This is a genomic window from Pseudoalteromonas sp. T1lg23B (assembly GCF_002964665.1).
Lineage (GTDB): Bacteria > Pseudomonadota > Gammaproteobacteria > Enterobacterales > Alteromonadaceae > Pseudoalteromonas.
In genome coordinates this window covers 1,551,634-1,565,784 of sequence record NZ_PQBZ01000034.1, presented here as the reverse complement: position 1 = coordinate 1,565,784, position 14,151 = coordinate 1,551,634, and the positions used below count along the sequence as shown (strand labels likewise).

12 protein-coding genes are annotated in these 14,151 nt (G+C 43.2%); 4 read left to right on the top strand and 8 right to left on the bottom strand.

The window, feature by feature from the left end; all coding sequences use genetic code 11:
* The 6 genes from pilB to nadC form a co-directional block, all read right to left on the bottom strand.
* Positions 1–1,689 carry a type IV-A pilus assembly ATPase PilB gene (gene pilB, locus C2M32_RS15590; protein WP_105169211.1) on the bottom strand — a complete coding sequence of 563 codons (1,689 nt, stop codon included), beginning with the start codon at positions 1,687–1,689 and terminating at the stop codon, positions 1–3.
* 120 nt (positions 1,690–1,809) lie between these two features.
* On the bottom strand, positions 1,810–2,433 hold the full coding sequence (coaE, locus tag C2M32_RS15585) for a dephospho-CoA kinase (RefSeq protein WP_105169324.1): 624 nt from the start codon (positions 2,431–2,433) through the stop codon (positions 1,810–1,812).
* 8 nt (positions 2,434–2,441) lie between these two features.
* Entirely contained in the window at positions 2,442–3,326 is an 885-nt protein-coding gene (locus C2M32_RS15580; RefSeq protein WP_105169210.1) for a prepilin peptidase, read from the bottom strand.
* A gap of 39 nt (positions 3,327–3,365) precedes the next feature.
* On the bottom strand, positions 3,366–4,595 hold the full coding sequence (locus C2M32_RS15575) for a type II secretion system F family protein (RefSeq protein ID WP_105169209.1): 1,230 nt from the start codon (positions 4,593–4,595) through the stop codon (positions 3,366–3,368).
* A gap of 71 nt (positions 4,596–4,666) precedes the next feature.
* Positions 4,667–5,116 (bottom strand): pilin, encoded by a 450-nt coding sequence (locus tag C2M32_RS20880; protein WP_105169208.1) that lies wholly within the window; start codon positions 5,114–5,116, stop codon positions 4,667–4,669.
* A 263-nt stretch (positions 5,117–5,379) separates the two neighbouring features.
* Complete coding sequence (gene nadC, locus C2M32_RS15565; RefSeq protein ID WP_105169207.1) at positions 5,380–6,246, bottom strand: carboxylating nicotinate-nucleotide diphosphorylase; 867 nt, start codon at positions 6,244–6,246, stop codon at positions 5,380–5,382.
* A gap of 137 nt (positions 6,247–6,383) precedes the next feature.
* On the opposite strand from nadC, the gene ampD reads away from it, so the two are divergent.
* Both ampD and ampE read left to right on the top strand, forming a co-directional pair.
* Positions 6,384–6,923, top strand: a complete 540-nt coding sequence (gene ampD / locus C2M32_RS15560) for a 1,6-anhydro-N-acetylmuramyl-L-alanine amidase AmpD (RefSeq protein WP_105169206.1) — start codon at positions 6,384–6,386, stop codon at positions 6,921–6,923.
* An 11-nt stretch (positions 6,924–6,934) separates the two neighbouring features.
* Positions 6,935–7,786 carry a beta-lactamase regulator AmpE gene (gene ampE / locus C2M32_RS15555; protein ID WP_105169205.1) on the top strand — a complete coding sequence of 284 codons (852 nt, stop codon included), beginning with the start codon at positions 6,935–6,937 and terminating at the stop codon, positions 7,784–7,786.
* A gap of 69 nt (positions 7,787–7,855) precedes the next feature.
* Here the strand turns inward: ampE and C2M32_RS15550 are convergent, their stop codons facing one another.
* Positions 7,856–10,354 (bottom strand): PilZ domain-containing protein, encoded by a 2,499-nt coding sequence (locus tag C2M32_RS15550; protein WP_105169204.1) that lies wholly within the window; start codon positions 10,352–10,354, stop codon positions 7,856–7,858.
* Positions 10,355–10,548: 194 nt separating this feature from the next.
* On the opposite strand from C2M32_RS15550, the gene radA reads away from it, so the two are divergent.
* Positions 10,549–11,919, top strand: a complete 1,371-nt coding sequence (radA, locus tag C2M32_RS15545) for a DNA repair protein RadA (protein ID WP_105169203.1) — start codon at positions 10,549–10,551, stop codon at positions 11,917–11,919.
* 12 nt (positions 11,920–11,931) lie between these two features.
* On the top strand, positions 11,932–12,852 hold the full coding sequence (locus tag C2M32_RS15540) for a hypothetical protein (RefSeq protein WP_105169202.1): 921 nt from the start codon (positions 11,932–11,934) through the stop codon (positions 12,850–12,852).
* 61 nt (positions 12,853–12,913) lie between these two features.
* Here the strand turns inward: C2M32_RS15540 and serA are convergent, their stop codons facing one another.
* Positions 12,914–14,143: a phosphoglycerate dehydrogenase gene (gene serA, locus C2M32_RS15535; protein WP_105169201.1), complete on the bottom strand. Its 1,230-nt coding sequence runs from the start codon at positions 14,141–14,143 to the stop codon at positions 12,914–12,916.
* Between the last annotated feature and the right edge of the window lie 8 nt (positions 14,144–14,151).

Here is a 14,151-nt window from a genome sequence, read left to right as displayed (position 1 = left end):
TTAAAAGCTGGTGACACGGTTGATCTCACTCAAAGACGTTAAGCCTGATGCGGCCTTTCTTAATCCAGACGTTCTTAAATTTGCATAGCCAAGTTGTTGAGCCATTTGTGCTATTTGCATCGAGTTGCCACCTGACATGATCATTTGCGAAATCTCAGATGTGATCGGTACCATTTCATAAATACCAACACGACCTTTGTAGCCATCGGTGCAATGTTCACAGCCCTGGGGGGTAAAAAGCGTGATGCTAGCGGTTTGTGCTTCGCTGAAGCCTTGCTTTAATAGTTCGTCCTTAGGTAAAGTCTCTGGGGCCTTACAATGGTTGCATAAACGCCGTGCCAGTCTTTGCGCAATAATTAGGTTTACTGAGCTGGCAACGTTGTACGCTGGAACTCCCATATTGAGAAGTCGTGTCAGTGTTTCTGGTGCTGAATTGGTATGTAGTGTACTCATAACAAGGTGCCCAGTTTGAGCCGCCTTGATAGCGATTTCTGCGGTTTCTAAATCGCGGATCTCACCAACCATGATCACATCAGGGTCTTGACGCAAAAATGCCTTGAGCGCATTGGCGAAGGTCATTTCAGTTTTGGGGTTTATCTGAACCTGATTAATCCCTTCAAGATTGATTTCAACAGGATCTTCTGCGGTACTGATATTTCGTTCGGGCTTATTGAGAATGTTGAGACCGGTATACAATGAAACTGTTTTACCTGAACCTGTGGGACCCGTTACTAAAATCATACCTTGAGGTTGGTCCAGCGCACTCAAATACATTTGCTTCTGTTCTGGTTCGTAGCCCAACGCATCGATGCCCATCATGGCGCTTGAGGAATCAAGGATACGCATTACAATTTTTTCGCCCCACATGGTGGGCATCGTGCTGACACGAAAATCAATACTCTTGCGTTCCGATATCTTTAATTTGATACGGCCATCTTGAGGTTTGCGTTTTTCTGAAATATCCAGACGAGACATGACCTTGATACGTGCAGCAAGTCGCGTAGACAAAGAGGTTGGTGGACTTGCCATCTCATGCAGCAAACCATCAATTCGAAAACGAATACGATATTTATGTTCGTAAGGCTCAAAGTGTAAATCTGAAGCGCCTTTTTTAATAGCGTCCATCAATATTTTATTGATATACACAATGATGGGGGCATCATCTTTATCTTTTTCTTTATTTTCAACGTTTTGTAGTGACTTTTGATCGTCTTCGATATCAAGGTTAGCAAACTCTTGAAATTCGTCTTCACTCAGTGAAAGCCCGCCGCTTGAGTCAAACAGCTGATCAATTTTCTTTTCTAGTTGTTTGTGATCAACCACCACCACATCGCACTGCAGGCCTGAACTAAACTCAAAGTTTTCAAATGCCCCATAATCAGTTGGATCAGAAGCAGCGATATAGAGTTTTCGGCCCTTTTTGTACAACGGGAGCACTTGATGTTTACGAATTAACTTTTCGTTGATCAGGTTTTCAGGGATTTGTTCAATATCAAATTCATTGAGGTCAAATAATGGCACACGAAATAAATCTAAGCATTGCGCAGCAAGCTCGGCGCTTTTTATTCCGCTGCACAAACAAATTAGCTCAGCGGTTGATTGTGCTTCTCGTTGCTTATTCTTGATTTGCTCTGGGGTTACGCGACCAAGCGTAATAAATTTGCGTAATAATGGTGAATGATGTTCCATAAGCCCTCAGATAAAGATATACCAACTACTTCAATCTACATCAATCGGTTATAAATAAACTTATGAACCAGCAACAAGCTTATATTGAGTTAACGCTGATTTGCGCGCTCAAGTCGCATTTTAGTGCGAGTTACCAGTTGAATGATTTAATGCAATAGAGACAAAGTTTTGATGTAACAACTCTAACTCATTATACATATCAGTTAATGATTTATCATTATTTAGTATAGTGTTTGCGCGCTTTTGTTTCTCAGAGCGAGACATTTGCGCAGCGATGATTTTTTCCACTTGTGCTGTTTGTACGTTATCACGTGCAGCGGTGCGAGCCATTTGAATATGTTCAGGCACGTCAACCAACAGAGTGTGATCACATAGCGTATCTAGATTGTTTTCAAATAATAGCGGGGCTGAGAGCACCACATAGGGACCATTGGCTTGATTAAGCTGAGTTAAAATTTCGGTGCGGATCATTGGATGTAGCAGCTGCTCTAACCACTCTTTGCTTTGCGCATCGGAAAAGATCAACTCGCGCAGCTTGGCCCTATTCAACCTGCCATCAGCCAAAAGCATATCAGTACCAAATTTGTTGGCGATAGCATTGAGTCCAGGACTTCCTTTGGCGACAACATCTTTGGCGATGACATCTGCATCGACAATCACGATACCCTTATCAGCTAATGCATTACTGACTGCGGTTTTGCCGGCACCAATACCCCCGGTTAACCCTAACACCCAATTACTCATAATATCACTCATGCTAGAATTAAATTAAAATACCAATTTTCTATTGCATCACCGTATAGCATGGTGATCCATCCTGCAATCGCAAGATAAGGGCCAAAGGGGATTGGTGTACTTTTGTCTTTACCTTGTACAGCCAGTTGAATACTGCCTATTACGGCACCCACTACACTGGACAATAACACGATGGTTAAGATGGCTTGCCAACCAAGTAGAGCCCCAAAAATTGCGAGCAACTTAAAATCGCCATAGCCCATGCCTTCTTTACCTGTGGCCAATTTAAATAACCAGTAAACACTCCATAAACTAAGGTAACCAACGGCAGCGCCGATAATTGCCTCTTTAGGTGCAATAGTTAGCCCTTGTACACTGGCAAGTAACAAAAGCCATAATAACGGTAGAGTTATTTGATCAGGCAACAACATGTGATCAATATCGATAAAAATCAGCGCGATGAGCGCCCATGTCAGCACTAAATACAGCAGGCATTGTGGAGTTACACCGAAATGATTAGCGATAAACAGAGATACTAATGCGGTGCCAAGTTCAACTAATGGGTAACGTACAGAAATCGTGGTGTGGCATTGAGCGCACTTACCACGTAGTAACAGCCAGCTGAACAGCGGAATGTTCTGCCAAAACCTAATTTTGCTATTGCAGCTTGGACAGTGAGAGCTAGGTGTAGCTAAATTAAATGTTTCTGCTTGGGCATCATCAGGCTCAGCGCTGGACTCGCTTAGTATTAATTTGCACTCGGCGCGCCATTGCTTGTGTAGCATCACAGGTAGTCGATAGATAACCACATTTAAAAAGCTGCCAATACACAGACTGATTAAACCGACACTGAGTAAAAAAAACCAAGTTTGAGCTTGCATTAACACAAAGACATCTAGCATAACTGTTCTTATTTTTCGTTTAGATTTAATGGGCTAGGTTTAAATAACCGAACCCAACTGGAAGATAGGTAAATACATAGCAATGATAAGGCCACCGATCAGTACGCCCAAGACCGCCATGATCAGAGGCTCAAGTAAACTAGACAGGCCATCTACTAAGTCATCTACTTCCTGCTCGTAAATGCTGGCAACCTTTGCCAACATACTATCCAGTGAGCCTGACTCTTCGCCAATGGCGACCATTTGAATCACCATATCAGGGAAGACACTGGTATTTCTCATCGCCCAGTTCATTTGATTACCGGAGCTGACTTCACTTTTTATATCTAAAATGGCATCACGGAAAATCGCATTGCCAGAGGCGCCAGCAGCGGAATCGAGTGCGTCAATCAAGGGCACACCCGCGGCAAATGTGGTCGACAAGGTTCGGGCATAACGTGCTACCGCTGCTTTATCTAAAATGGCGCCAACAACGGGCAATCTTAATAGTAATCTGTCATTAAAGTTGCGTAGTGCTTTAGATTTAAACAGCATCTCCTTGTAGAGATAGCCGCCGAAAAATAACACTCCAAGCACCATCCACCAGTATTTCTGCATTATCTCTGAGATAGCGATAACCATGAGCGTAAAAGCAGGAAGCTCGGCGCCAAAACCATTAAAAATCTCCTGAAACTGCGGCACCACAAATATCAATAAAATAGAGGTCACAATCAAGGCAACAACAACGACGGCGATCGGGTAAAATAGCGCCTTTTTAATTTTCGATTTCAGCGCTTCCGCTTTTTCTTTGTAAATGGCAATGCGCTCAAATACATGATCAAGCGATCCAGACTGTTCGCCAGATTGCACAAGGTCACAGTACAAATCATCGAAATATCGCGGGTAGGCACGTAGTGATTTAGATAGCGGCTGACCAGCTCGCACTTCATCGGCAATACTGGTAATAAGTTTTTTAAGGCTTTTATTATTAATGCCTGAGCCTATCATATCCAACACTTGAATAAGTGGCACACCGGCATTGAGCATAGTGGCAATTTGGCGAGTGGTGACGGCAATGTCTTTAGCGCTAATTTTAGGGCTACGATTAAGGCCAAAAATCGCTTTGGGCTTGCGTTTTACTTTGGAGGGGGTGATACCTTGTTTACGTAATTGTGCTTTGACTAAGGCGATGCTGGTGCCTGTCATCTCTCCTTCAAGGCGCTTGCCTCGGGTGCTGACGCCAACCCATTGGAAAGTGTCTAAGGATTTTTCACCTGTATTTTTCGCCATGTCACACCGCTGCTGTAAAGTAAGGAGAAAAAGCAGATGCTATGCAACTGCTTTTAACCAGCTTTCTAATCTTAATTAGTTGAAGCTGCTGTTGCTGTACAGCCTTGAGGCACTAAGTTTGCGTCGGTTAGGCTGCTCACACAGGTCCATTTAAATGCGTTGTCTGTTGTCACGGCTGTGAATGTGAAAGTTTCACCTTGTAGAGCCGATACCGCTTTAGTGGCATCCATTGTTACCACTATTGTACCGCCAGCTTGAACTTCAAGCGCAGAGTAAGTGCCTGTTGCTGCTAAGTCTTCAAGAGATGGAGCGGTTGTAGCGGTAGGGAACGCCCCATTAATTTGATAATATTCTGCAAGTGCAGTTTTAGCACCAGCAGAAAGTGAAACCGCTTCCGATGCTTGAGAGCGAGCCACGTAGTCTTGATACGCAGGCAATGCTACAGCGGATAAAATACCAATGATGGCTACTACTATCATTAATTCTATAAGGGTAAAACCACCCTGTTGTTGTCTTGCCATGATGTGTCTCCTAAGGAATTTTTGTCTAACTCAGTTATTCTAAGTTAGAAAGATATTAAAATCTTTATGGTTTTGAAACTAGCTAGCTCCAATTATAGGCGTTAAAAGCAATTGATTGCACGTTTGCTATTGAAATGCCGAATAAGTTTGGTAAAGGTGTCTTTTATCACCTGTTAACAAACTCATTCTTTCGTCGTATTTAACGGTTTCACGGTCCGCTTGTCAATCAATTAGCACCAATCATTTGCAATATTTAGAATAATTTATGCTGATTTCTGTGCAAAGCGCATGGATAAGTCGATGCTCTGCAAGTGCTTGGTCAGTGCGCCACTGGAAATAAAGTCAACCCCAGCTTGTGCGTAGGTACTCAGTGTTTCCAAAGTCATATTACCTGAAACTTCGAGCTTGGCTTTGCCCTGAGTCAATGTAACGGCTTTTTTGATGTCATCGACGCTAAAATTATCTAGCATGATGATATCAGCCCCCGCTTGCAGTGCTTGTGCTAGCTCATCAAGGTTTTCAACTTCAACTTCAACGGGTTTGTCAGGGTGGTTCGATTTTGCTTTGCTGACTGCATTAGCAATACCACCGCAGGCCGCAATATGGTTCTCTTTGATCAAAAAGGCATCGAACAGGCCGATGCGGTGGTTTTTACCACCTCCACAGGTAACAGCATACTTTTGCAATGCCCTTAACCCCGGAATTGTTTTGCGCGTGTCCAATAGTTGCGTTTGGCTGCCAGCTAAGGCTTTGACATAGTGCGCTGTTGTCGTCGCGGTGCCAGACAGAGACTGAACAAAGTTCAAAGCGGTACGCTCAGCCGTTAAAATTGCACGTGCTGAACCAGATGCGGTGAATAACCTAGCGTTCGCGCTAACCTGATCGCCATCGTTAACGAGTACGTCTACTTTTACTTGCGGATCCACTTGCTTGAATACTTCAATAATTAAATCCTTACCGCAGAACACACAATCTTCACGGGTGATGACATAGGCATGTGCTTGCTCTGTGGCTGGAATTAACTGCGCCGTGATATCTCCCTCAGCCGCTGACTGATAATTAAGATCTTCATTAAGTGCTTGTTTTACCAATTGGCTTATTAGTTCATTAGAGATAGGTTGGCTTTGCATAGTACTGTCACTTGTCTTAGCTATTATGGAGAGAGTGCGAATTTTACTGTGTTGCGGGCATTTACACAATCGCTGCTAGTGAATTTATATCAACCTTGATAAGGTAACAGTATGATTATTAGCGTTCATTTTATATTATGTCACTAGATTGGTTAAGCTATGCAAATAGGCGACCTTGTACTTTTTACGATGATAGGCCTGAGCATGAAACAATCTCTTTATTGGTGATCCATAACATTTCATTGCCGGCGGGAGAGTTTGGTACTGCCTATGTTGATGATTTGTTTTGCGGCACACTTGATTGTAATGCTCACCCAAGTTTTTGCGATTTAACAGGGCTGGAGGTATCTGCACACTGTTTTATTCGTCGTGATGGGCAAGTACTTCAGTATGTACCATTTAATAAGCGAGCTTGGCATGCTGGTATATCGAGCTTTGAGGGTCGCCAGCGATGTAATGACTTTAGCATCGGTATTGAGCTTGAAGGCACTGATAATACACCATATAGTGAGGCGCAGTATCAGCAATTGGTGGCCGTGACGAAAGAGCTAATGGCCGCATATCCAGCTATTTCTAAGCAGCGGATAGTGGGCCATTGTGATATTGCCCCAGGCAGAAAAACGGATCCCGGACCTGCATTTCAGTGGTCTGAATTTTTTCATCAACTTGAATTATAAAAGAGTCACACATGATTTTAATTTCGATCATTCTTGCATTGGCGATTGAGCGATTAGCTGCCAAAGGCGATTATTGGCAGATGAGTTATTACAGCAGTGGGTATTTAACACACAGTGTTAATAGTGGCATAGTCAAAAGCTTAATGAGTTCTGGGTTTGGTGTATTAGTCTGGTTGGTTGTGCCCAGTGTTTTGGTTGCTATTGTCTACAGTGTATTCGATATCGTTTTAGCGCAACTGGTGTTGAATACCTGCTTGTTATTGATTTGTTTTGGTTGCGCTCAGCAAAGAGCACGCTATAAAGGCTACTTAAATGCGCTGACACGCGGCGATAATGAAGCCGCCACCTTGTATGCATTGCAAATGGGACAAAAGCGTACTGAGCTTGAAGAAGGTGGAGAATGGTTTGGTCAAACCTTAGTGTGGATCAACTTTCGGCACTACTGCGCGGTATTATTTTGGTTTGTCATGCTAGGGGCTCCCGGCGCTGTGCTTTATGCGATAACGCGCAGTCTGTTTGATGATATGGCTGAGAGTTCAGAGCATCCATTAAAAACACAACAAGCTCGGTTTGACACCCTGTTGCATTGGCTTGATTGGATACCCGCTAGATTGACCAGTTTTGGTTATTTGATCATCGGTAACTTTTCAAAAGGTACCAGTTGTTGGGTTAAATATGTCTTAGATTTCAACGTACCAAATCGTAGAGTAGTCACCTCAACAGCATTGGCCGCGGAGCAAATAGAGCAGCAATATGTTGGTTGTACGTACGAAGCAAGTTGTATGATGCGTCTCGTGAAGCGCAATATATTGTTCTATTTAGTATTAATAGCGTTACTGACGTTGTTTGGTAACTTGGCTTAGTGTATGTAAATTACACAATAAAACACAGGGTAAGTGCAGCCAAAGTGTGGCGCGTTTACCCTATATCTTTTAATTCAATAATGTTTTTAGCCAAGTTTGTTTTCTTAGTCGCATTGCGGCGATAAGTTTAGTGTCGATGTCCAAAGTACGTAAGTGTTCATCGGTGACATCTATCAAATCGCACACCCCTGTTACTTTCCATAGCCCTTCTTCCAGTTCTTTTGCTTTATGTAACGCGTAGTGGCTCACATAGCGTAGTTCGTTTGCCAGATAGTCTGTATCAGGACGCCCTGTTTTGGACACGTGCAAATGAAATACAAACAAGATATTTTTGGTTATGGTTTTTTTCTGAAACAAAAATAACGGCTCTTGAGACTCGTCTTGGGTAATACATTGGCCTTTTAACGCCTTGTTTATGTCTTTCTCTTTGCTGTCAAAAGCGACAAACAGGGTGTATTTTAACGGCTTACTTTTACGACTGTGCTTACGCAGCGCTTCAGTTAAATGGCTCTCAATAAAGCCCGCAGGAAAAAGCGGCTTCATATTTAACTGGCCTTGTTTACCGTTGTGATAATGCATTAGCAGTCGGTGAATTGGCGTTGGGTATAGGCCAATCCCTACAGCTCCAATTTTAAAGTGCGATGTCTCTTTATGTAAATAGAACGGGAACTGACACACACTCTTGGTGATCATATTTCTCAGTGCCGTTGATAAACCAGGTATTCTAGGCGCTTCTTGGCAAGGCTGTAATTTGTCTTTATTGCTATTAATCAAGAGTTTGAAAAACTCACTGGCCACCTGAGGCAGGTCAGTGAGCTTGCTAACCTTTAAGTTTATAATGGTTTTTGCTTTACTGACTGCAACCACTTCATAGCGTAGATTGCTGAGTGTATATTGCTTAGTAATTTTCTGTAGATCAGGTAAATCCAGATGGATAATCGTGCCTTTAACCAAATTCGTCGGTTGTGCGAGTTCTACTTGTAATCCCATTTCGGAAAAATCTAATGTGTGACCTTGGCATGCTTGAGCGCCGTCAACGTGCAAAATCACCGATGTTTTATACAAGTACCGCTTGTGTGCCCGCAGGTTTATATAGTCAAGTGACACGACATCCAGCTTGGGTGGATTGAGCGCCTTGCCGCGACCAAAAACTTTGAGTTTGTTGACTAGGCTTTTATCAAAATTGATTTTTTGATATGCCTCTTTTTGATGCTGTGAGGAAATATCAGTCAGTAACAGTAAGTATTTGATATCTTGAATATGACTTTGTACACGCGGTGTTGGGCGCTTGTTGAGTTTCTCAATATTCTTGCTTGCATTTGCTGGCAGTGATAACGGAATAAAGGCATCTTCATGGTGGCTTGGCATCAATTGAACTTTATAAGTACGCCAACTGCTTTTTTGAGCGCCGTACGCTACGAATAAATTACGCAAGTCTGGTTGTTTAGCCAACTCAAAATCAAAGGCTGAATAGTGGTATATTTTCCCGTCTTTTATATGCGTGAAACTATACAATGTCGATTCTTTGACGGCATTCGGTAGCGCAAGTATCGCCGCCAAACGAGGCTGAGAGAAAATTTGATATAAACAAGATACCTTACGTTCATCTTCAAAGTAGTAGTTGATAAACGCATTATTTTCATTGGTCAATGCAATAGTTGGTAGCAGTAATTGCTCTTTTTGCGAAAGAAACACAAATAATGAGTTAACTCTAGGTTGATAGTATTGCTCGTAACCCTTACATGTTATTGCATCCATCGTATTGTCTAGATTAACCTTATAGCGGCGTTTATTGCCGTGAATAAAGCTATTGAGAAAATCATCAAATGAACTGCTGTTTTCTATAAAGGTTCTTTTCAATCTAACATGCTGAAACCCAGCAGAAATAGGCTCAACAGCTATGACTTCATATTGGATCCCTTCTTTGAGACCCAATTCAAACTCTTGTTCAAGGCCTGTCAGTCTGACACTCACTAATTGCCCTGGGTTTACTCGCTCTTTTGCTGAGAGTTTAATTTTTGCGCCGCTGAGTGAAATATCGGATGTGGTGCCAGTGGCCTGATGACCTTTCCCCAGTTCGATAGAAATTTTAATTGAGTAATTCATCCGCTCTTCAATGCGGCTTTCGTAGGAGGCAAAACGCACTAACTTGGCGTGTTCGGGTTGTTGCTCGACAACATCTTGAACCAGACTTTCTGTATCTTGCGCTTTTTTCTGCATGACCCGAAAATTGTTTTCGGTCTGCATTACTTCTTCATACACAGCCAGTGTATAGCCTCCATGGCGCGCAATTTCACGTTCGAATACTTCAATAGCCAGATCATCCATAAAGTGCTGTTTACCTTCATATTCATAAGGCTTAACATCACCTGCAACCTGTCCTCTTAGATCGATAAAACGCGCGATAGGTTGAGATAAGCGAGACATTTCCATTTTTAGCAAGAATCGATCGGGTTTGGAAATATCTTTGGTCATTTGCTCAAACAGCTTATCGAAGTCGGGATTGCCCAACTGCGATTTTAACTCTTTGATCAGAGGTTGATACTTCTGTAGCTTATCTTCAGCCATAATGACCCATCAATTATCCGTGTTTAAGCCCTGAGGCTTATTAGTTATTATTTGTTATATCAAGCTAAAACTATGACAATATTAAATCATAGTTAATTTATTCTAAACAATTCTGTTAACTTCGTCTGCTATTGCAGTGGTTATATTGCACAGAGATTGAGTTATAAGTATAAGCAAAAAGTGTGCCTTAAAGTATGGTTAAAAAGAAAACAGCCTTTGTATGTAGTGATTGTGGTGCTGAGTTTGCCAGATGGCAGGGGCAATGCTCAGAGTGTCGTGCATGGAATACCGTGACGGAGTTTCGCGTCCCCTCAGTGAAAGCACCACCGCGCAGTGCTGCAATGGCTGGATATGCGGGAATGGTGGAAGCTAAAGTACAGACTTTAGATGAAGTAAACCTTGAGAGTCTTCCTCGTTTTAGTACAGGGTTTAAAGAGTTTGACCGCGTATTGGGAGGCGGGGTGGTGCCTGGCAGTGCTATCTTGATTGGTGGCTCTCCTGGAGCGGGTAAGAGTACCGTACTCTTACAGACCATGTGTTTGTTAGCGCAAAACATGAATACCTTGTATGTGACGGGAGAAGAATCGTTACAGCAGGTCGCCATGCGGGCTCATCGTTTGGGGTTACCCACAGATAAATTACGCACCTTGGCCGAGACTAATGTGGAAACGATTTGTCAACTGGCTCTACAAGAGAAGCCCAGTATTATGGTTATCGACTCCATTCAAGTTATGCACATGAGTGATGTACAGTCGGCACCTGGAAGTGTTTCTCAAGTGCGAGAAAGTGCGGCCTATTTAACCCGTTTTGCGAAACAAAACCAAGTGGCTATTTTTATGGTCGGCCATGTCACCAAGGATGGTAGTTTGGCTGGTCCAAAAGTACTGGAGCACTGTATTGACTGTTCGATTTTACTAGAAGGCAGCTCTGATAGCCGTTTTCGTACGTTGCGCGGTAATAAAAACCGATTTGGTGCGGTTAATGAGCTTGGGGTGTTTGCGATGACGGGGCAAGGGCTCAAAGAAGTCAGTAATCCTTCTGCAATTTTCCTAAACAGAGGCGAAGAACAAACGCCAGGTTCTCTTGTTATGGTCATTTGGGAAGGAACACGTCCACTGCTTGTTGAGGTACAGGCGCTGGTTGATTATTCACAGCTGGCAAATCCACGACGGGTCACAGTAGGGTTAGAACAAAATCGTTTGGCTATGTTATTGGCTGTGCTGCATCGCCATGGCGGCTTACAGGTTGCGGATCAGGACGTTTTTGTCAATGTTGTGGGTGGCGTGAAGGTCTCTGAAACCAGCGCGGATCTGGCTTTGATCGTTGCTTTGGTATCAAGTTTCAAAAACTATGCGCTAGAGCGGCAGCTTGTGGTGTTTGGTGAAGTGGGGCTAGGTGGAGAAATAAGGCCAGTACCTAGCGGTCAGGAGCGTTTAAAAGAGGCTGCTAAACACGGCTTTAAGCGTGCAATTGTGCCCAATGCGAACAAACCAAAAGAACCGATTGAAGGCATGGAAGTGATTGGTGTTAATAGTCTCAGTGAAGCGCTTGAAGCGCTATTTTAGTAGGAAATCATAATGAGAAAGATCCTATTGATGGTGGTAGGTGTTGGGTTAGTTGTTTACGGCGTAATACAGCATTTGGCTAATCAAGCAGCAGAAGAAGAGCTTCTAAAACAGCTTTCCTTAATAGAAATAGAAAGCAATGTTGAGATAGAGTACGCCAGTGTAGATGTACACCTACTTAGTGACAAAATAAGTGTCAGGGGACTAGAGGTAAAAAATGCGGCTGATCAAAAGATGGCAAGTGTTGAACTTATGTCTATGCAGGGTTTTCGCCCAGATGAGCTTAGTGAATTTACCGAGGTGCGTTTAAATGGTGTGCGCTTAAATAAACCAGCTTGGCAGCAGCCAACAACATTTCCGCCTTTGTTGCTGGAGAGTCGTTTTGATTTTGCCTTTGCAATGGCCTACGAACCAGACTCAGGAGCGCTTGAAATTAAGCTGGGGATGGACGCAAAAAAGGTCGTATCAATGGCGATGTCTGCCAACTTTCATAACGCGACACCTTTTATGGAAGCCTATCATGCACGTCGTCAACAAAAGTTACAAATGGATAAGCAAAGTAATGCGTTAAATTCGCCCAATGATTCAGAGCGTATGTCAGATGCATGGATACAACTAGAGCCACGTGCTTTTATGTTGGAGGTAAACAGCCTTGGCCGGTTATCAGATTTACTGGATCAACATCTAAAAAACCAAGGGCTGGACAGAGAGGCATTTAAACAAATGTTCACTGAGCAAGTTTATAGTGCTGACTCTACACAAAAAACCAAGGATGCGTTACTGGCATTCGCCGATGGCCTGCAGCGATTGCACATATCGGCTCAGTTACCTGAGGGTATGAATTTTCCAAGCCTCACCAAGCGGCTAAATGAGCTTTATGGTCAGCCTGAAGCTGCCGCGGACTTTCTTAATTTGAAAGTAGAAGGGTCATAAAGCGAGGCTCGTCATGAAAAAGGCCGCAATCAGCGGCCTCTTTCATTAATGTAAATAGAGATTAGTGCAAAATCCTAGCTCGGATAGTGCCCTCAACAGCACTTAGCTCTTTTAAGGCTACCTCAGAGTGGTCACTGTCTACATCAATGACTACGTAGCCGATGGTATCATCGGTTTGCAGATATTGAGCTGCAATGTTGATACCATGCTGTGCAAAGGCTTGGTTAATTTGCGTCAATATACCAGGACGGTTTTGGTGAACGTGCAGCAGGCGACTACGATTTGCCAGTTCAGGCAGCGCAACTTCTGGGAAGTTTACGGCGCTAAGTGTTGAGCCGTTATCTGAGTATTTAGCGATTTTACCAGCTACTTCGATGCCAATGTTTTCTTGCGCTTCTTGTGTTGAACCGCCTACGTGAGGTGTAAGGATCACGTTGTCAAATTCACGTAGTGGAGAAACAAATTCTTCGTCATTTGACTTTGGCTCAACAGGGAATACATCAATGGCCGCGCCAGAGAGCTTTTTATCTCGTAAAGCTTCTGCTAGGGCGTCGATGTCTACCACTGTACCGCGTGAAGCGTTGATAAGGATTGCCCCTTGTTTCATCACTTCAAACTCAGCCATACCTATTAAATTTTTTGTTGATGGCGTTTCAGGCACATGTAAGCTCACCACATCTGAACGTTGTAATAGTTGTGTCAGGTTCTGAATTTGCTGAGCATTACCAAGTGTTAGCTTGTCTTCAATATCATAAAACTCTACTTTCATACCGATATTTTCGGCCATGATGCCAAGCTGTGTACCGATATGTCCGTATCCTATGATACCGAGTGTTTTACCACGCGCCTCGTATGATCCGATTGCTGACTTAAACCACTCTCCACGGTGTGCCATAGCGTTTCGCTGTGGGATACCACGAAGTAACAATAAAATCTCTCCCAGTACTAGCTCAGCGACTGAACGTGTATTAGAAAAAGGCGCGTTAAAAACGGCGATACCACGTTCTTTCGCAGCGTTTAAATCAACTTGGTTAGTACCAATACAAAAGCAGCCGATAGCGACGAGTTTTTCAGCAGCACTCAGCACTGATTCAGTTAAGTGGGTGCGAGAGCGGATCCCCACAAAGTGGGCATCCTTAATGCGCTCTTTAAGTTCATTTTCAGGTAACGATGTTTTCACATAATCAATGTTGCTGTAACCGTTGCGCTTTAGGGTTTCGACGGCACTTTGGTGCACACCTTCTAACAACAAGATTTTGATCTTATCTTTGGCTAACGATACCTTACTCATGACTCATT

Bases quoted from the DNA above. Each gene is read 5' to 3' on its own strand.
- pilB (WP_105169211.1), bottom strand. From the start codon at position 1,689: ATGGAACATCATTCACCATTATTACGCAAATTTATTACGCTTGGTCGC.
- coaE (WP_105169324.1), bottom strand. From the start codon at position 2,433: ATGAGTAATTGGGTGTTAGGGTTAACCGGGGGTATTGGTGCCGGCAAA.
- C2M32_RS15580 (WP_105169210.1), bottom strand. From the start codon at position 3,326: ATGCTAGATGTCTTTGTGTTAATGCAAGCTCAAACTTGGTTTTTTTTA.
- C2M32_RS15575 (WP_105169209.1), bottom strand. From the start codon at position 4,595: ATGGCGAAAAATACAGGTGAAAAATCCTTAGACACTTTCCAATGGGTT.
- C2M32_RS20880 (WP_105169208.1), bottom strand. From the start codon at position 5,116: ATGGCAAGACAACAACAGGGTGGTTTTACCCTTATAGAATTAATGATA.
- nadC (WP_105169207.1), bottom strand. From the start codon at position 6,246: ATGCAAAGCCAACCTATCTCTAATGAACTAATAAGCCAATTGGTAAAA.
- ampD (WP_105169206.1), top strand. From the start codon at position 6,384: ATGTCACTAGATTGGTTAAGCTATGCAAATAGGCGACCTTGTACTTTT.
- ampE (WP_105169205.1), top strand. From the start codon at position 6,935: ATGATTTTAATTTCGATCATTCTTGCATTGGCGATTGAGCGATTAGCT.
- C2M32_RS15550 (WP_105169204.1), bottom strand. From the start codon at position 10,354: ATGGCTGAAGATAAGCTACAGAAGTATCAACCTCTGATCAAAGAGTTA.
- radA (WP_105169203.1), top strand. From the start codon at position 10,549: ATGGTTAAAAAGAAAACAGCCTTTGTATGTAGTGATTGTGGTGCTGAG.
- C2M32_RS15540 (WP_105169202.1), top strand. From the start codon at position 11,932: ATGAGAAAGATCCTATTGATGGTGGTAGGTGTTGGGTTAGTTGTTTAC.
- serA (WP_105169201.1), bottom strand. From the start codon at position 14,143: ATGAGTAAGGTATCGTTAGCCAAAGATAAGATCAAAATCTTGTTGTTA.